Origin of the sequence: Leeuwenhoekiella aequorea, from assembly GCF_004104375.1 — a bacterium.
GTDB lineage: Bacteria > Bacteroidota > Bacteroidia > Flavobacteriales > Flavobacteriaceae > Leeuwenhoekiella > Leeuwenhoekiella aequorea.
Genome location: NZ_QOVM01000006.1, coordinates 223,549 through 242,058, shown reverse-complemented (window position 1 = coordinate 242,058; position 18,510 = coordinate 223,549). Strand labels below are relative to the sequence as shown.

Annotated in this window: 11 protein-coding genes; 4 read left to right on the top strand and 7 right to left on the bottom strand. The window is 36.3% G+C overall.

Annotated features, from left to right (window positions below):
* The first annotated feature begins 20 nt into the window (after positions 1-20).
* From DSM00_RS13485 to DSM00_RS13470, 4 genes are read left to right on the top strand one after another with little or no spacing between them, the layout of a single operon-like run.
* Positions 21-1,151: an alkaline phosphatase gene (locus DSM00_RS13485; protein ID WP_128758493.1), complete on the top strand. Its 1,131-nt coding sequence runs from the start codon at positions 21-23 to the stop codon at positions 1,149-1,151.
* A gap of 60 nt (positions 1,152-1,211) precedes the next feature.
* Positions 1,212-2,183 (top strand): glycoside hydrolase family 43 protein, encoded by a 972-nt coding sequence (locus DSM00_RS13480; protein ID WP_128758492.1) that lies wholly within the window; start codon positions 1,212-1,214, stop codon positions 2,181-2,183.
* A 26-nt stretch (positions 2,184-2,209) separates the two neighbouring features.
* Positions 2,210-4,555, top strand: a complete 2,346-nt coding sequence (locus DSM00_RS13475; protein ID WP_128758491.1) for a GH92 family glycosyl hydrolase — start codon at positions 2,210-2,212, stop codon at positions 4,553-4,555.
* Between the two features lie 20 nt (positions 4,556-4,575).
* Positions 4,576-6,894: a GH92 family glycosyl hydrolase gene (locus tag DSM00_RS13470; protein WP_128758490.1), complete on the top strand. Its 2,319-nt coding sequence runs from the start codon at positions 4,576-4,578 to the stop codon at positions 6,892-6,894.
* An 83-nt stretch (positions 6,895-6,977) separates the two neighbouring features.
* Here DSM00_RS13470 and DSM00_RS13465 read toward each other — a convergent pair whose 3' ends face one another.
* The 7 genes from DSM00_RS13465 to DSM00_RS13435 form a co-directional block, all read right to left on the bottom strand.
* Complete coding sequence (locus tag DSM00_RS13465; RefSeq protein ID WP_241652423.1) at positions 6,978-8,120, bottom strand: ROK family protein; 1,143 nt, start codon at positions 8,118-8,120, stop codon at positions 6,978-6,980.
* Positions 8,121-8,249: 129 nt separating this feature from the next.
* Positions 8,250-9,062: an alpha/beta hydrolase gene (locus DSM00_RS13460; RefSeq protein WP_128758489.1), complete on the bottom strand. Its 813-nt coding sequence runs from the start codon at positions 9,060-9,062 to the stop codon at positions 8,250-8,252.
* Between the two features lie 80 nt (positions 9,063-9,142).
* Positions 9,143-11,335 (bottom strand): GH92 family glycosyl hydrolase, encoded by a 2,193-nt coding sequence (locus DSM00_RS13455; RefSeq protein ID WP_241652422.1) that lies wholly within the window; start codon positions 11,333-11,335, stop codon positions 9,143-9,145.
* A 19-nt stretch (positions 11,336-11,354) separates the two neighbouring features.
* Positions 11,355-12,779: a glycoside hydrolase family 125 protein gene (locus DSM00_RS13450; protein ID WP_128758488.1), complete on the bottom strand. Its 1,425-nt coding sequence runs from the start codon at positions 12,777-12,779 to the stop codon at positions 11,355-11,357.
* A gap of 237 nt (positions 12,780-13,016) precedes the next feature.
* On the bottom strand, positions 13,017-13,817 hold the full coding sequence (locus tag DSM00_RS13445; RefSeq protein WP_128758487.1) for a discoidin domain-containing protein: 801 nt from the start codon (positions 13,815-13,817) through the stop codon (positions 13,017-13,019).
* Positions 13,818-13,827: 10 nt separating this feature from the next.
* On the bottom strand, positions 13,828-15,447 hold the full coding sequence (locus DSM00_RS13440) for a RagB/SusD family nutrient uptake outer membrane protein (protein WP_164916342.1): 1,620 nt from the start codon (positions 15,445-15,447) through the stop codon (positions 13,828-13,830).
* Positions 15,448-15,457: 10 nt separating this feature from the next.
* Positions 15,458-18,472 (bottom strand): SusC/RagA family TonB-linked outer membrane protein, encoded by a 3,015-nt coding sequence (locus DSM00_RS13435; protein ID WP_128758486.1) that lies wholly within the window; start codon positions 18,470-18,472, stop codon positions 15,458-15,460.
* Between the last annotated feature and the right edge of the window lie 38 nt (positions 18,473-18,510).

Genomic DNA, 18,510 nt, shown 5'->3' with positions numbered 1-18,510 from the left:
TACTCCTCAATCTAAAAGAAATGAATAGTCTTAAAACAACTTTATTTTTTGGTTTACTTTTTTCCATATTCTCTTGCAAAACAGCTGATGGAATTGCAACACGCACAGAGAGACCAAAAAATGTAATTCTTCTAATAAGTGATGGTACTGGATTATCTCAAATATCCAGCGCCTTTTACTTTCAGGATAAAACTTCTAATTATACACGTTTTGAAAATATAGGTCTCATAAACACCTCGTCATCCCAGGAAGATATTACAGATTCTGCAGCTGGAGCGACAGCATTTGCAAGTGGTATAAAAACCTATAATGGTTCTATTGGACTTTCAGATGATTATAAAGATGCTAAAACAATTGTTGAGATCGCTTCAGAAAATAATGTGAAAACTGGTCTAATCACAACATCATCACTAACACACGCAACACCTGCTAGTTTTTTTGCTCACGTAAAAAATAGAGGAATGGAAAATGAAATTGCAGCATATCTTCCAAAATCTGGTGTAGATTTTTTTGCTGGTGGTGGTTTACGATTTTTCAGTGGTAGAAATGATAACCTTGATCTAATAGCAGCATTGCGCGCTGAAAAGTTTACCATAGACACTACCTCATTAGGGAATTATAACTCAATAAAAAGTGATGAGAAGTTAGGCTTTATATTGGCAGATAACGCCTTGCCTAAAATGCAAGAAGGTCGTGGTAATTTTTTAGCTAAAGCTATTGAGGCAGGTACTGATTTTTTAAGTAAAAACAGATCCCCTTTTTTTATGATGGCAGAAGGTTCACAAATAGACTGGGGCGGTCACAATAACGATGCTCCTTATCTTATAGCAGAACTCATAGACTTTGATGAAGCGATAGGAAAAGCACTAGATTTTGCAGAAAAGGATGGTAATACCTTAGTGATTGTTACTTCAGATCATGAAACGGGAGGCTTTACACTAGCTGCAAAGAAGAATAAAAGGGATGATGGTAGTGAATATAGTGATTATAGAGAAATTGGCCCTACGTTCTCTACGGGGGGACATTCTGCTACCTTAATTCCGGTGTTCGCATTTGGTCCCGGATCAGAAAATTTTAAAGGAATCTATCAAAACAATGAGATATTTCATAAAATTATCAACCTTACCAACTGGAAAATTAAACAAAAATAAAAAAGACAACTAAAACGTTTTACGCTGGTTGTGCTTATATTTATAACCTATAATTGAATTATGCTTAAATCATTAACATTCCTGGCTTTTTTGCTGCTTACAAATAGCTATGCTCAAGAGAATAATCCCATTTTCAAAGGATGGTATGCCGATCCTGAAGGAATCATATTTGATACGACGTATTGGATCTATCCTACATTTTCGGCTCCCTATGATAGTCAGGTTCATCTGGATGCTTTTTCTTCTTCAAATTTAACCGAGTGGACAAAACATGAACGTATTCTAGATACCACAGCAATTAAGTGGGCTAAACGGGCCTTGTGGGCACCTTCAATCATAAAAAAAGAGAATAAGTACTTCCTATTTTTCGGTGCAAATGATATACAGAGTAATAATGAATTAGGAGGTATTGGAGTAGCTGTAAGTGATAAACCAGAAGGGCCTTTTAAAGATTATCTAGGAAAACCTCTAATCGATAAATTTCACAATGGAGCGCAGCCAATTGACCAATTTGTTTTTAAAGATAAAAACGGTAACTATTATTTGTACTACGGCGGTTGGGGACATTGCAATGTGGCTCAATTAAATAAAGATTTTACCGGTTTTATTCCTTTTGAAGATGGTACTATTTTTAAAGAAATTACTCCTGAAAATTATGTAGAAGGGCCATTTATGTTTATCAAAGATGATAAATACTATTTTATGTGGTCTGAAGGTGGATGGACAGGACCAGATTACAGTGTTGCCTATGCGATTGCAGATTCTCCGTTTGGGCCGTTTAAACGTGAGGCCAAAATATTACAGCAAGATGCGGCAATTGCTACAGGCGCAGGTCATCATAGTGTAATTCATGAAAAAGGATCTGATGATTATTATATGGTGTACCACCGCAGACCCCTTAATGAGACCGATCAAAACTCAAGAGAAATTTGCATTGACAAGATGTATTTTGATAAAGATGGTTTTATAAAGCCTGTTAAAATTAGTAATGAAGGAGTACGAGCCAACCCCTTGAATAAGAATCGCAGATAAATTTAAATACTTAATTATAGAATTAGATGAAAGTTAATCCCTTTAAATTAAAAGCTCTATTACCCATTAACTATTGGGGTAAATTGAAAACGACACTCCTCATTTGTTTTCTCGCTATCGGCAGCTTACAAGCACAAAATGATATTTTAGATTCTATCAAAAATCCTGTCGATTACGTAAACCCGCTGATGGGCACAGACTCCAGTCCGGGGTTATCTAACGGAAACACCTACCCCGCCGTTGCCGTACCTTGGGGTATGAACTTATGGACACCACAAACGGGAAATATGGGCGATGGATGGGCTTATACTTACGATGCAGATAAAATTCGTGGTTTTAAGCAAACCCACCAACCATCACCATGGATGAATGACTATGGTCAATTTTCATTGATGCCGGTAACTGGTGGAATGAAGTTCACTCAGGATGATCGTGCAAGTTGGTTTTCGCATAAAGCCGAAGTTTCTACGCCCTATTACTATAAGGTTTATCTAGCTGATCACGATGTCACGGTAGAATTAACACCTACAGAACGTGCTGCCCAATTTAAAATGACATTTCCGAAATCTGATAGTTCATATGTGGTAATAGACCCATTTGATAAAGGATCTTATGTAAAAGTAATTCCTGAAGAAAATAAAATTATTGGATATACTACTAAGTATGCACGTGGAAAACTTACTAATTTCAAGAACTATTTTGTAATTAAGTTTGATAAGCCTTTTAGTGATGTAAATACCTGGGAAGGTAGCACGCTTGCAAAAGGAAAAGCAGAAATGCAAGGCAATCATGCGGGTGCTATTGTAGGTTTTGATACAAAAGAAGGTACTGTTGTTAATGCTAAAGTTGCTTCTTCTTTCATAAGTTTTGATCAGGCTGAATTGAATTTAAGTAGAGAAATAGGTGCTTCAGATTTTGAATCTACAAAGCAAAAAGCACGAGACCTTTGGAACGAAAAACTAGGCCGTATACAAGTAGGTGGCGGAACCTTAGATCAAATTAGAACATTTTATTCTTGCCTTTATAGAACCCTATTCTTTCCGAATAAATTATATGAAATTAATGCACAAGATGAGATCGTACATTGGAGTCCCTATAACGGCCAGATACTTCCGGGTTATATGTTTGCTGGTACTGGTTTTTGGGATACTTTTCGCGCCCTTTATCCCTTCTTAAATCTTGCATATCCTTCAATCAATAAAGAAATGCAAGAGGGTCTTGCTAATGATTTTAAAGAAGGAGGCTGGTTGCCGGAGTGGTCTAGTCCCGGTTATGCAAATATTATGGTAGGTAACAATTCTGCATCCGTAGTTGCAGATGCCTACATAAAAGGAATGAGAGATTATGATACCGAAACACTTTGGAAAGCATTAATCAATGGCGCTAACAATGAAGGTCCCATAAGTGCTGTAGGACGTGCAGGAGCGCCATACTATAACAAACTAGGATATGTACCCTATGATGTAGGTATTAATGAAAGTGCTGCCAGAACTCTTGAATATGCTTATGATGACTTTGCCATTTATCAATTTGGTAAAGCGATTGGTAAATCTAAAAAGGAAATAAACAAATACAAAGAGCGTAGTATGAACTACAAAAATCTCTTTGATCCCAGTTATGGTTTGATGCGTGGTAAGAATGAAGATGGAAGCTGGCAAGAAGATTTTAACCCGTTTAGATGGGGAAATCCTTTTACAGAAGGAAACAGCTGGCACTATAGCTGGTCTGTATTTCACGATGTACAAGGTCTAGTTGACTTAATGGGCGGAGAGAAAAATTTTGTCAAGAAATTAGATTCTGTATTCTCAATGCCTCCTATTTTTGATGAAAGCGTTTATGGTGGCGTTATTCACGAAATACGCGAAATGCAAATAGCAGATATGGGTCAATATGCTCACGGTAATCAACCTATACAGCATATGATTTACCTGTATAATTATGCAGGAGCACCTTGGAAAACTCAATATTGGGCTCGTGAGACAATGAATAGAATGTACATGCCTACTCCAGATGGATATTGTGGTGATGAGGACAATGGACAAACTTCAGCCTGGTATGTATTTTCAGCAATGGGATTCTATCCGGTTGCTCCTGCTACTGACGAGTATGTTTTAGGAGCGCCATTATTCAAAAAAATAACGCTTAAGCTTGAAAATGGAAAAGAACTCATAATTAACGCTCTAGAAAATAGTAATACAAACCGTTATATTGAAGTAATGAAAGTAAATGGAAAAACCTATACTAAAAATTGGTTAAGCCATGAGGCTATTCAAAATGGCATGACTATAGATTATGAAATGAGTGAAGAACCCAACACTATCCGCGGAACTAATAAATCCTCATTTCCATATTCGCTTTCTAATGAAGATTAAAAATTTCTTACCCTAAATTAATGACTCAGATAAAATTTAAAAAAATAATCGCCACCGCAAGCTTACTTGCGGTTGGTGTTTTTAATGTCGCGTACGCTCAGGAAGATTTGGCACGTTATGTAGATCCTTTAATAGGTACTGCGAAAATGGGTCACACCTACCCCGGTGCAACTGTACCCTTTGGAAGTGTACAATTAAGTCCAGATACAGACACTATACCCTATGCTGTAAACGGGCGGTATAACCCTGATGTATATAAATATTGTGCAGGCTATAAATACGATGACAAAACCATTGTAGGATTTAGTCATACACACTTTAGTGGTACAGGACACTCAGATCTTGGAGATCTTCTAGTAATGCCTACTGTTGGAACATTACAATTAAATCCCGGAACTGCCGCAAATCCAGACATGGGTTATCGCTCTCGTTTTTCGCACGAGGAAGAAAAAGCTACAGCCGGCTACTATGCAGTGAATCTTAAAGATTATAATATTAAGGCCGAACTTACTGCCTCTACGCGAGTTGGAATGCATAAATACACTTTTCCAAAAAGTACAGAGGCACATATTATTCTGGACCTGAAAGCCGGGATTTATAACTATGATGGTAAAAATGTATGGACGTTTGTTCGTGTAGAGAATGATTCTACAATTACCGGTTACAGACAAACCAGTGGCTGGGCTCGTACTCGTAAAGTATATTTTGCAATGAGCTTTAGTAAAGCTTTTAAAAGCTATGGCCAAGAAAAACAAAAAGATCAAGTTTATCGTGGCTTCTGGGGGCGTTTTGACCAGAATCATAATTTCCCAGAAATGGCTGGAAAAGATTTACGTCTCTATTTTGATTTTGATACTGAAGAAGGGGAAGCCATTAATGTTAAGATGGCATTATCTCCAGTAAGTACAGATGGTGCTTTAAACAATATGAAAACTGAAATACCTGGCTGGGATTTTGAATCTGTAAAGCAAAAAGCACGTGATGCCTGGAATCAGGAGCTGAATAAAATTACTGTTGAAACCTTAAAGGAATCAGACAAAGTAAATTTATATACTGCAATGTATCATGCATTCTTGGGTCCTACTGTTTATATGGATGTTGATGGTAAATATATGGGGCTGGATCGCAATATTCATCAGGCAGAGGGCTTTACAAACTACACCAGTTTTTCGCTTTGGGATACGTATAGAGCTTTACATCCCTTATTTAATGTACTACAGCCTCAACGAAATCAAGATATGATTCAATCTATGCTGGTACATCAAGAGCAGAGTGTTCACCATATGCTTCCTATCTGGTCACATTATGCTAATGAAAACTGGTGTATGATAGGCTACCATAGTGTTTCTGTCATTGCTGATGCAATAGTAAAAGGCAATGCAGACTTTGATCAGAATGCAGCTCTAGATGCTTGCGTTCAAACCGCCAGAACCCGCTATTTTGATGGTATTGGTGACTATATAGATATGCAATATGTTCCTGAAGATAAAAGTGGCGCTTCAGTATCCAAAACTTTGGAATACGCCTATGATGACTGGGCGATTGCGCAAGCTGCACAAAAATTAGGACGGCAAGAAATTTACGATGAATTTATAGAGCGTTCTACTTATTACAAGAATGTTTATGATGCAAAAATCGGTTTTATGCGTCCTAAACTTAGCGATGGCACATTTAAAAAAGATTTTGATGCGCTCAATACTCACGGGCAGGGTTTCATTGAAGGTAACAGTTGGAATTACAGTTTGTATGTTCCTCACGATCCTGCATCGTTAATAGATATGATGGGCGGAAAAGAAAAATTCAGTATACATCTAGATTCGTTATTTACTATGCATTTGCCAGATAAGTATTTTGAAAATACCGAAGACATCTCACGCGAAGGAATCATAGGTAACTATGTTCATGGAAATGAGCCATCACATCACGTTGCTTATATGTATAACTGGACTAATGATGCCTACAAAGCTCAGGATAAAATTAGAATGATTTTAAAAGATAAATACCAGACAGGTAATGATGGGTTAAGTGGAAACGATGATTTTGGACAAATGAGCGCTTGGTATTTATTTAGCAGTTTAGGATTCTATCCTGTTGCCCCTGGATCTGTAGATTATGCTTTGGGAAGTCCGGCGATTGAGGAAGCGAGCTTGCATTTAGACAATGGTAATACCTTTACTGTCGAAGCTAAAAACCAATCTGATAAAAATGTGTATGTGCGCAAAGTAGAACTTAACGGTGTACTTCTTAAAAAGCCGTTTATCACTCACGATCAGGTTATGAATGGTGGTAAGCTCACTTTTTATATGAGTAGCAAACCAAATAAAAATCTTTATAATTAATCTAATAGTATTCAGAAGAAATCCAAATTACTTAAACTCTTTTGATTTAGACAAAAAAAGCCAGCTCGATGAGCTGGCTTTTTTTAATCTATTTGAGATGGAATAAGTTCTGAATACATATTGGTTTTATCGAGAAAATCTAGTGCTAAAGCATAAGCTCCCAAACATATAGCTGTACTAGTACCTAATTTTGAAACCGCTATTGCTATGCGTTTTTCCTGACTATAGAATGCCTTTTTAGTACTAAACGGTATTACTACTTCGGTTTCAGAATTCTTTAAAAAATCCTGAAGTCCGTTATCTGTATCTATATTGTAAATGGTCGCAATAGTTCTAGGCATTGCGTTATTATCAAGATCGTAAATAGATCCCGAAAGATGTTCTATAATTTTTGGTATTATAAATTGAGAGGCTCCTGCAATACCTCCTCCAATAACAATCTGTCCATCAAATAATGCTAATATATTTGCCAAAGACTCACCAATAGCTACTCCCATTTCCTCAAAAGCAAGTATTGCCGCTTGTTGATCTCCTTCTTTCTCACCTGTTGCAATACTATAAATTTCAAGTGGAGTTAATAGATCTTTAGATTGAGAATGTTTAGCATAAACTCGCTGAATAGCTCTTATACTCACACTCTCTTCCACTACTGTTTGAGGTTCTATATAATTACGGGTTAACCATACCTCACCAGCTGCAGAATTATCTCCTAAACAAATTTGATTATTTATTACAAGGCCACCACCAAATCCTGTACCTAGTGTAATTCCTATCAGATTTTTATACGTACGTACAAGACCTGCATCTGCCATTTTTTTATTCAAAAAGGGAAGTATTCCGGCTACCGCTTCACCATATGCAAAAAGATCTCCATCATTATTAATTAGGGTAGGAATCTTAAAAATTTCTTCAAGCATTGGGCCCAGAGCAACTCCTCCATTGAAGGCGGGTAGATTGACAAGATTACCAATAACGCCATTTTTATAATCTGCAGGACCAGGAAAAGCAAAACTAATAGCTTCAGGGTTTTGACCTTTGAGACTTTTTTTTACTTGATTAAAACCATTAATTATGATTTTTAGACAAGCTTCTAAATTATCTGAATAAGAAGGTAAATTAATGGGTTTGATAATTTCTTTACCTGCTTGGAATGCTGTAAAAACAAAATTTGTTCCTCCCGCATCTAAAGTCATTACAATCCTATCGTCTTCGTAAATATTTTTCATATATCGTATTGGCACTTCTAATACAACCTTCAATTTGTCTGCAAAAATAAACTAACTAAAAGGTTTTACTATGAATAAATTAATCATATTTAGTTGGATTTCATCTAAAAGACATCTAATTAATCTATACTATTCTTTGAACTTTTCAATAAAATCTATTAATAAAGGAAATGCTGGAGAGGTCATATTATGTCCATAACCCTGCATTTCATAGTGTTTTATTTTTTCCTGACCGGCAACTTTCATCATCCTATAGAAATAAGCATTTTCTTCATATCTCCCTAACATTTCTAGTTCTCGGTCTCCTGTAATTAATAAGGTAGGTGGTGCATCTTTACGTACATAATATAATGGAGCAAATTCATCTATAATAGGCTGTTCTCCAGGAATTCCACGTTCTGCACGTATAGTAAAATGTGTAATTGTATGACCACTAAACGGTATTAAACCAGCCACCTTATTTGCGTCTATTTCGTATGATTTTAAACGTGATTTATCCATCACAGACATTAAAGCCAAATAACCACCAGCAGAATGCCCAGAAACAAAAATTGATTTGGAATTGCCATTATACCGTGCGATGTTCTCAAAAACCCAGGCTATTGCAGCAGTCGCATCATCAATACTGGTTGCCGCTTTTACTTGTGGAGACAAGCGATAACCAACCCCTACAATACAATACCCTTTATCTTTTAAAGCTTGCGGAATTTCTTTAGATCCGCCGGTTAAGCCACCTCCGTGAAACCAAATGATGACAGGAACATCTTTCTTTCGCGTAGGCCAGTAAATATCAAGACGACATTGTGCTCTCTGATATGCTGTCAAACCTGATTCATTAGTGGGATAATAACTTATATTTTCTTCAATCTTATAATTGAGCTCTTGAGCGAAAAAATTAATACTAGTAATTATAATAAGAAATAATGTAAAATAAACTCTCATATTAAGATGGCTTTCTCGATTCTATAAATAGCTGAATATTACCCACAAAAGTTACCCGTTAAAAACTAGCATAAACAGCATTATTTTGTATCTAATATCAATTTACCACCTGCAATAAGTTGCTCCTGACTTAAAAAATACGTTGTTACCGGTAGTTTATTTAATTCTATATTTTTCAATTTTCTGGAAGTTCCTTTTTTTGAAATTTCTAAAGATTTTTCTCCAAGATTCCATTTGACTTTATCAAAAATTGGAAGGGAAACAAGGTATTTGTTATCTGCTGGGGATAACGGATATAGTCCTGCAGCTGCAAAAACATACCACGCACTCATTTCTCCTGCATCATCCATTCCGCTTAAAGCCAATCCTTCTGAACCTACTCCGTAATAATTGTGCAACAACTCATCAATAATTTCCTGAGATTTATAGGGTTTATTTATAAAATAATAGGCATAGGGAGCCTCATGATCAGGTTGATTTCCGTGGCAATACTGTCCCATAAATCCACTTACATTGCGAGCGATATGATTGGGATTCCAAGGGAGGGTAAATAACGAATCAAGCTTTTGTTCAAATGCTTGATCATTTTCATATAGATTTACTAATCCGGACATATCGTGTGGTACATAAAATGACAATTGCCACGCATTTGCCTCACGATACATATATTCATAATAGGGATATTCTGAATCAAACGGACTAATAAACGATCCATCTGCTAATTTACCGCGCATAAAATGCGTTTTTGGATCGTAAACATTTTTATAATTCATAGATCTTTTTTCAAGATCTTCCGCGTGTTCAAAATCTTGCAAATCCCTTGCTAAAATGGCCAAACTATGATCATCTAGAGCATATTCTAAAGTTTTAGAAACTCCGGCTTTTGCCTTGGTTTCGGTATTTGGATTTTTAACATCAGGATCTGAAATAAATCCTTTTTCTATATATTCTAAGATAAAAGGGCGCGTTCCACCTTCTTTATACGCATTATTTAAAAGCAATTCGTAAGCCTTTTTTACATTAAAATTCTGAATACCTTTACCGTACGCCTGTGCTATGAATGGGGCGGCGTGATCACCGTGAAAAAAAGTTGGCATAAAACCAGTATTTGAGCCGCGCTCGATCATAGACTGAATAATATCTCCTACCGTCTCTGGTGATAATAAACTTAATAAAACTAATTTATTACGATAAGTATCCCACAATGATGGATTTGTATAAAAACGAAATCCTTTATTTTGTATTTGCCCCTGCTCATCTGTAAAATCACCATTAACATCACTGCGTAAAGCCGGCCACTGCATACTGCGATACAATGAGGAATAAAAAAGCTCCTTTTCCCGTTCTGTACCTCCAGTTACTTCAATTTTAGATAACAGTTTTTCCCAAACTGAAATTCCTTCTTTCTGAATAGTTTCAAAATTTTTATTTCCTATCTCTTCCTTCAGATTATTTTTAGCATTCGCTGAACTTACAAAGGACAGACCTATTTTAAGGGTTACAACCGAATTTTTAGCATCTAAAGTTAGTAAAGTATAGCCTTTTGATTCATTAGGATCTACCGTCTCTAAGTTAATAATCTGTTCGCTCAATTGAACTGAAAAATAAACCTTATCGCCCCCTGTACGCTGAAATCCTTCTAAAGTATTTTTACCTGTTTTTAGTATTTCCCATTCATCTACATTGTTATTTGCCCTGCCTAAATCAAAGAGAATTTTAGGTACTGCATTTTGCTTAAATGTGTATTCATGAAATCCAGCTCGCAAACTTGATGTTACCCGCACCCCCACTTCGTAATCTTTTAAATATACCGAATAATATGCCGGTGAAGCGGCTTCCGTATTTTTATCAAAACCAGATTTAAAAGGAAAATCAGCATCTGAGGATACTGGGAGAATAGGAATGTGACATAAATTCCAATGACCTTTGTTTGTGTGTGTAAATCCTATAATTTCTGAATCCTCATACTCATATCCCGCACCACTGCCATATTGCGTTATAGGACTCAATTGAACCATTGCATTAGGTAATGTAGAACCGGGATAAGTTAAACCCGCCCAGACACGCCAGTCTTTGGGCGGAGTATAACCTATAAAAGCAGGATCGGTTAATGGAGCGGTACCTATAAATGGATTGACATAGGCAACTAACTCCTTTGAGTCATCAATTGTTGTAGAAATACCAGAATCTTCAATTGATTTCATCTTACACGATCCTAATAAACATCCTAAACTAAGACCAAGTACAGTTACTAAAGCAGAATGTGTTCTCATAATTCATTATTATATAGATTTATCCTAGAAGCTCTGGGCGCTCTTGATAGGTCTTCCAAAGCAATTCACCAAATAGCGTATTTGCCCAGGCAAACCACGAGCGAGAAAAATCTTTAGGGTTATTTTTGTTAAACGACTCGTGCATGAATCCAGTATTACCGTGTGTTGCTTTGAGCATTTCAATACAATCCTTTATTTCAGAATCTCTGGTACTAGTGAGTCCGCGCATGGTTATAGACATTGGCCAAACCATATCCATCCCAACGTGAGGACCACCTATACCTTCAGCGGCAGTTCCTTTAAAGAAAAACGGATTGTCTAGCGACCAAATAAAGTTTCTTGTATTTTGATAAATAGGATCATCTATATTAATCGCATCGAGATACGGAAGTGAAAGTAAACTAGGTACATTAGCATCATCCATCATTAAATGATTTCCAAAACCATCTGTTTCAAATGCATAAATTTTCCCATATTTTTCGTGCTCGGTGACACCATATTTTTTGATAGCCTGCTCAACTTCAACAGCTAAAGCCTTAAGTTCGCTCGCCAGTGCTTTATCACCTTTAAGTTCATCGATCATTTCCGCAGCTTGATTTAAACTAACCACTGCAAAAAAGTTAGATGGTATTAAAAAAGAGTAAACCGTAGAATCATCACTAGGTCTAAAAGCACTACAGATTAACCCTACCGGCTTTACAGGATAACCCTTTCCATTTAAAAAACGAGTATCTGTGCCTTTTGCAGTTACACGACCAAAAGAATACGGATTAGTACCATTTTTCTCCTGTTGATCTTTAAATGTTTTAAGAATGGTTTTTATGGCTTCAACCCAATTTTTATCAAATGGTGCTGTATCACCTGTAGTTTTCCAATAATTATAAGCTAATCGTATGGGGTAACACAAAGAATCTATTTCCCATTTACGTTCATGAACTCCCGGAAGCATATCTGTGTTATCTGAAGTCCACTCCCCTTTCTTTTGAGGATCATCATAAAATGCATTTGCATAGGGATCTTTTAAAATTTGACGTGTTTGGCGATTAACAACTCCAGCTATGAGCTTTTTTAAATCTTTATCTTGATCAGCAAACTGCATATATGGCCATACTTGAGCAGAACTATCTCGCAACCACATGGCATCAATATCTCCGGTAATTACATACGTATCTGGCTGACCTTTATAAGTACTGTAAGTTACAGTGGTATCTAGTGTATTTGGGAAGCAATTATTAAATAACCATGCCAGCTCTTCATCATCGACGTGTTTAGAAAATTGCTTGATCGCATTTTCTATAGCCTTACTTTCAAAATTGCGTTGCCCTTGAGGCACACGTACTGTTGGGAATTTTTTAAGTATTGTCCCCGCAAAAACTTGTGTTGGATCTATAAGTGTCAACCCTCCAGCAAGGGCTGTATTTTGTAAAAATTTTCTTCTTTGCATATTATTAAAGCATATTTATCAAAGATTGCTTTCCTATGTGTCTTATACAGAATAGCATATAGTGAATTGATCTTATTTAAGTAAAAATAAGTAAAACGTTTTAGTTATTCTATTAACATTCAATAAAAAACCGTTTGTATTATTAAGAATAAGCCACCTAGTAATTTAAAATAGGTGGCTTTATCTGTCATTTGTAGTATCGAAGTTTAGTTATTTAAAAATAAACGCTTACTTTAATTAAAATGGTAGAAGAAACAGTCTCCATTCTGTCATTTGAAACAGGCTACTTCCCCCGTTGCTTAAAACATTTAATCTGTAATATTTATAAGCGGTATTATTATCAAAATAAAATTCACGAGTTTCTGTACGATCAGCGAATTTGAAATCTGTTCTGCTATCTAATGTGGTCCAGTTTGTACCATCTTGAGAACCTTGTATTTCCCAAGCTTTAGGATCTCTATCAGGAGCATCGTTCCCAGAGGTAAATGAATAATATCCTGCAATGACTGGACTTGGAAATTCTAGATTAACCCAAAAAGGTGTTACAAACCCTGACAAAAATTTAGTACTAGAGTCTCCATCTATAAGCTTTGTAGAACCCTCAGCTCCATCAGGTCCGCCGCTATACTCTCTATTAACAGAAATTGAACTTTGATCTGTAATATCAACGGGTGGACCAGCTATCACTTTTATAATAGTAGAAGCCGTAAGTGTGTTATCATCGGCTGCTGTTATATGCAAAGTAGTCTCTCCAGAACCGGTAGCAGTTAATGTTACTGATTTATCATCGTTTTGTACTAAATCTGCAACACTAGGATCGTCAACTTCCCAAATATAGTCACGCTGAGGAACTACATTAGGTTCAAAAGTTGCCACAATATCAAGTGAATTACCTGATTCTAATAAGATAATATCGTAATTATCAAGATTTACACCGGTTTCTACAATGTCCTCAAATACCCGTCTTCCTTCACAAGCTGAAAACGTAAAGAGTATAACAAGTATTGAGAGTTTTAATGAGTTTAAAATTGTTTTCATAATATACTGTTTAATATCCTGGATTTTGAACAAGATTTGGATTAGCCTGTAATTGTCTATAAGGAATAGGATAAAGTGTTAGATTCGCATCACCAGATGGTTCATGATCCCACCAAGAATTTGTAGTGAATGCACCAAATCGTATAAGATCTGTACGACGCATTCCTTCAAAAATAAACTCTCTACCTCGCTCTGCAAGTAGCTCACTCATAGTAAGTGATGTAGTTGTGTATGCCTCTGTAGCCCAATCATCTTCAGTAAAATAACGTTTTTTACTCGCATTAATTAGATCTACAGATGCTTGGGTAGCATTCCCATTATTTAAACGCATTAATGCTTCAGCTTTATTGAAGTAAATTTCAGTAAGTCTGTAGACCACATAATCTCCTTCTAGATAATTAGGATCGTCCTGAGTTCCTGATCTATACTTATTAAAACGTGCTCCGCTATTTTCCTCTCCATCTGTCATAGAGCCTTCACCCGTTTGACCTTCTGTATTTCTTCTAATATTATTTACATATATAAAAGGTTCTCCATTGTACTCTTCAGATCCTAAAATAGGTTCATCTGTGCCATACTTATATTGAGGCCCAAATAAGAACCACTCTTGCTTACGAATGTCGTTTTCTTTAAAGGCATTATAAGCAGTAGGAACAACCACAAAAGCATTATTACCGCTATAATTTACATCAAGAGCTGCAGTCATATTAGAAAAGCCCATGTAGAATGATCTCCAGTCGTATCCAAAATCATTTTTACGGCTAAATGGGAATTGAAATATGTTTTCTGGAGAGTCTTCATTAGTATTATTAAAAGGTCCAACAGGATCCTGATCTAATGATATATTTCCTGTAAGTGATCCACCGTCACCACTTATAACTTTATCAGAATAAACTATACACTCCTCCCAACGTGGTGTACCAGACCATACTTCTGCATTGAGGTAAAGCTCAGATAGTATTGAATATCCTACAGCTCTACTCATACGACCTATTAATTTAGGTGATAGAGGTTGTAATTTTTCGACATTCTCAAGTAATTCTTGTTCTATAAAGGCAAAAACTTCTTCTCTTGATGACGTTGCAGGGTTGTTAGGTTCACCTACTGTAGTTACAATAGGAACATTTCCCCACATATCCATTATTTTCATATAATGGTAAGCTCTCAAAACTTTTGCCTCAGCAACAATAGATGCTAATCGCTCTGGTGTTACGCCAATAGCAGCCGCATCAACAGCTTCAATACTTTCAATTGCAGTATTTACAAATCCAAGACCGGTCCACATTAATCTCCATGCACTATTTAAGCGCCCTTCTTGTTCTGTCCAAGTATGGTAGTGTTGTCTTATATGATCTGCATTATCATAGCCGTGTCTACCTTTTTGAGGCCAGGCGGTTTGATCTGCAGAAAGTTCATTGTGATAATAATATCCATTTTGACCAGACCAGGCAAGCCAAGCTTGCATATGTGTGAATGGCCTTAAATTTGCCTGAACTAACTCTAATTCGGTTTTATAAAAATTGGATTCTGATAGTTCAGAATAGGTTGTTTCTTCTAGATCTGTACATCCAATGGTCATTAAAAACCCCATTGCACAGATAACTTTCTGGAATAAGTTTATCTTTTTCATTTCTCTAATATTAAAAGTTAACATTTACACCTGCAGTTACAGTAATTGTGCGTGGGTAGAAATTCCTATCATCTATTCCGGGATACAATCCTGTATCCTGTACTTCAGGATCACGGCCTGTGTATCCTGTAAAAGTTGCAAGGTTTCTAGCACTACCAAAAATGCGCAGGGCACTAAATAAACTGGTATCTTTAAGATTAAAATTATATCCTAAAGTCAAGTTATCAAGCTTTACAAAATCACCTTTCTCGAGATAATAATCAGAATATTGAGGTGCTTCTGTGATATTGCTATACTTCCCTAAGGCAGAGGTAAGTACATTACCTGGCAATAAGCTTGGGTTACCGTAGAATAAATCAACTGTATTTAAGATGTCATATTTAAACTTCCCACGTAGTAAAACGGTAAGGTCAAAATTCTTATATCTAAAAGTGTTTGTTAGCGAAGCATAATACTTTGGCAGACCATTCCCAATTATTGATTTATCTTCTTCAGCCATATCACTAGCTCTCCCAATGGTTCCATCTGCTTTATGAAATAACCATTTGCCATCTACTGTAAAACCAGCAAATCGTTTTCCATAAAAATTACCGATGGGTCCACCTTCAGTATTTCTTATAGCATCTCCTAAATTACCTGGGTTTCCAATGTTACCGCCATACAGTTCACTTACTGAAAATATTTGATTAGATAGGGTGGTAAGTTCATTGTTTTGATAACTTCCTACAAAATCAATATTCCATTTAAATTCTCCTTTATCAAGTGCTCTGTAACTAAGAGCCAGTTCAAGACCATTATTAGTAATGTTACCCACGTTTGTATAAATACTTCCTTGCACAAATGGGGGCTGAGGAACATCATAGCTTAATAATAAGTCTTCGGTGCGACGGGTATAGTAATCGATAGAACCGCTAAGTTTGTTATACCAAAATCCAAAATCTAGACCTATGTTAAATTCTTTTTTAGTCTCCCATTTTAAATCCGGATTTGGGTTTTTAACCGGCCCATAGGTTTGATAATAAGTCGCTCCATCCGCTCCATCAAGAAATACTGGGTATTTACCTCCGGTTCCTAACGTAACTATTGATTGATAATTAGGAATTCCCTGATTACCCGTAATACCGTAACCGGCTCTCAGTTTTAAATTATTTAACCAGTCAACATCTTCAATAAAAGGTTCGTCAGATATTAACCAAGCCCCAGATATTGCCGGGAAACTAGCCCATTTATTGTTAGACCCAAAACGAGAAGAACCCTCGTGTCGTACAGAGGCTTGTAAAAAGTAACGATCTAAGTAGTTATAACTAAGTCGGGTAAAATAAGCTATAAGTGTATTATCTTCTTTAAAACTAGAAAGATTAGGTCGCGGTAAATCTGTATCTGTGATGGCGTTACCTGCACCAAAATTCCAGTCTTCAAAACCATCTGTTGTAAAACCACTGTTATCCATTGATGAGTTCTCTGTGGTAGAATACTGATAACTATAACCTCCTAAAAGTTCAAAACTATTATCTCCTAGATCCTTTGAAAAAGTTATTGTGGGCTCTATTGTTTGTGTAAAGTCAAGATGATTACCCTTGTAAGCGTAACCGGTTCCAAAATATGGACTACCTGTATTATATTGCTGATAATCTTGTGTAGAGCGGTAGAAACGATCATTATAAGAGTTTCTCTGATACGACCCAAAGACAGAAGCTACTAAACCCGGTGTAACTTCGTATGCTAATTTAACATCTCCAGAAAAAGTAAGTTGTTTTCTTTGGTTGAAACGATTTGCATACTCAGAAAATGGATTGTAACCATTTTCAGGTTGATAGAATCCGTAGCGTCCTTGGTTAAATAACTCTCCTTCTTCTGAAGTATTAAACGGTGCGTATATGGGTGCGGTAGGGTTCCAGTCTGTTACAATCCCAAATTGTCCACCTCCTAAAAGATTTGCGTCATTTACGTTAACTACAACACTTGAAGCAAAAGTCAACTTATCATCAAGTCCTTTTTGGTTAAAGCTTGCGCGCACACCAAATTCTTCTCGGCCATTTTCAAGAGCGATTCCTTGTGAGTCTTTATAATACAATGAAGCTCTGTAGTTACTGTTTTCACTACCTCCAGATGCAATAAAGTTATGATATTGAGTTAAATTTGAGTTATTTATCAATTCATCAAAAATATCTGTAGAAGCTCCTAGATCATTATTTTCACTTATTATACCATCGGCAATTGCTGCTCTAAACTGATCAGCCGATAGAAAATCTGGCTTACTATTTACATAATCTCGAGATACAAACGTAGAGTAGTTGAATGTGCTTGTACCCTTCTTTCCTTTTTTAGTTGTAATTAATATCACACCATTAGTACCTCGTGTTCCATAAATTGCCGCAGCAGCTCCATCTTTTAAAACATCAAATGACTCAATATCATTTTGCTGAAGTAAGTCAAGATTACCACCAGGAATTCCATCTATTACTATTAGTGGTGATGTAGATCCGGTTATCGATGTGACACCCCTAAGTTGTATAGAAGTTCCTCCATTAGGATTATTACCACCAGCTCTTGTAATTTGAAGACCGGCAACCTTACCTTGAATTAACTCAACTGGAGAGGAAACTACCCCTTGATTAAAATCATCGGTTTCTACTTTAGTCACAGCCGTAGATACCGCTCTACGTTCTTGTGAACCATAACCAATTAAAACCACTTCCTCAAGTGACTCTTCACTAGACTCCATGGTTACTGTAAATGAATCTTGCGAGCCTATAACTTTTTCTAAGTTATCCATTCCTACATAAGAGAAAACCAATACTGCATTGTTTCCACTTACATCAATGCTAAAATTACCATCAAAGTCTGTTGCTACTCCGTTTGAAGTGCCTTTTTCCTGAACCGTAACCCCCGGCAAAGGCATTCCGCTGGGATCATTTACTGTTCCCGTAACAGTTTTTCCACTTTGCGCATTCACGGTATGTATAGAAGTCATACCTAACGCAAAGAAAAAAACCAGAATAAGTTTTCTAAAGTTCTTGTCCATAATTGTTTAGTTTCCGGAATATTTAATTCCAATTTGTA

Bases quoted from the DNA above. Each gene is read 5' to 3' on its own strand.
- DSM00_RS13465 (WP_241652423.1), bottom strand. From the start codon at position 8,120: ATGAAAAATATTTACGAAGACGATAGGATTGTAATGACTTTAGATGCG.
- DSM00_RS13445 (WP_128758487.1), bottom strand. From the start codon at position 13,817: ATGAAAACAATTTTAAACTCATTAAAACTCTCAATACTTGTTATACTC.
- DSM00_RS13480 (WP_128758492.1), top strand. From the start codon at position 1,212: ATGCTTAAATCATTAACATTCCTGGCTTTTTTGCTGCTTACAAATAGC.
- DSM00_RS13440 (WP_164916342.1), bottom strand. From the start codon at position 15,447: ATGAAAAAGATAAACTTATTCCAGAAAGTTATCTGTGCAATGGGGTTT.
- DSM00_RS13450 (WP_128758488.1), bottom strand. From the start codon at position 12,779: ATGCAAAGAAGAAAATTTTTACAAAATACAGCCCTTGCTGGAGGGTTG.
- DSM00_RS13455 (WP_241652422.1), bottom strand. From the start codon at position 11,335: ATGAGAACACATTCTGCTTTAGTAACTGTACTTGGTCTTAGTTTAGGA.
- DSM00_RS13435 (WP_128758486.1), bottom strand. From the start codon at position 18,472: ATGGACAAGAACTTTAGAAAACTTATTCTGGTTTTTTTCTTTGCGTTA.
- DSM00_RS13460 (WP_128758489.1), bottom strand. From the start codon at position 9,062: ATGAGAGTTTATTTTACATTATTTCTTATTATAATTACTAGTATTAAT.
- DSM00_RS13470 (WP_128758490.1), top strand. From the start codon at position 4,576: ATGACTCAGATAAAATTTAAAAAAATAATCGCCACCGCAAGCTTACTT.
- DSM00_RS13475 (WP_128758491.1), top strand. From the start codon at position 2,210: ATGAAAGTTAATCCCTTTAAATTAAAAGCTCTATTACCCATTAACTAT.
- DSM00_RS13485 (WP_128758493.1), top strand. From the start codon at position 21: ATGAATAGTCTTAAAACAACTTTATTTTTTGGTTTACTTTTTTCCATA.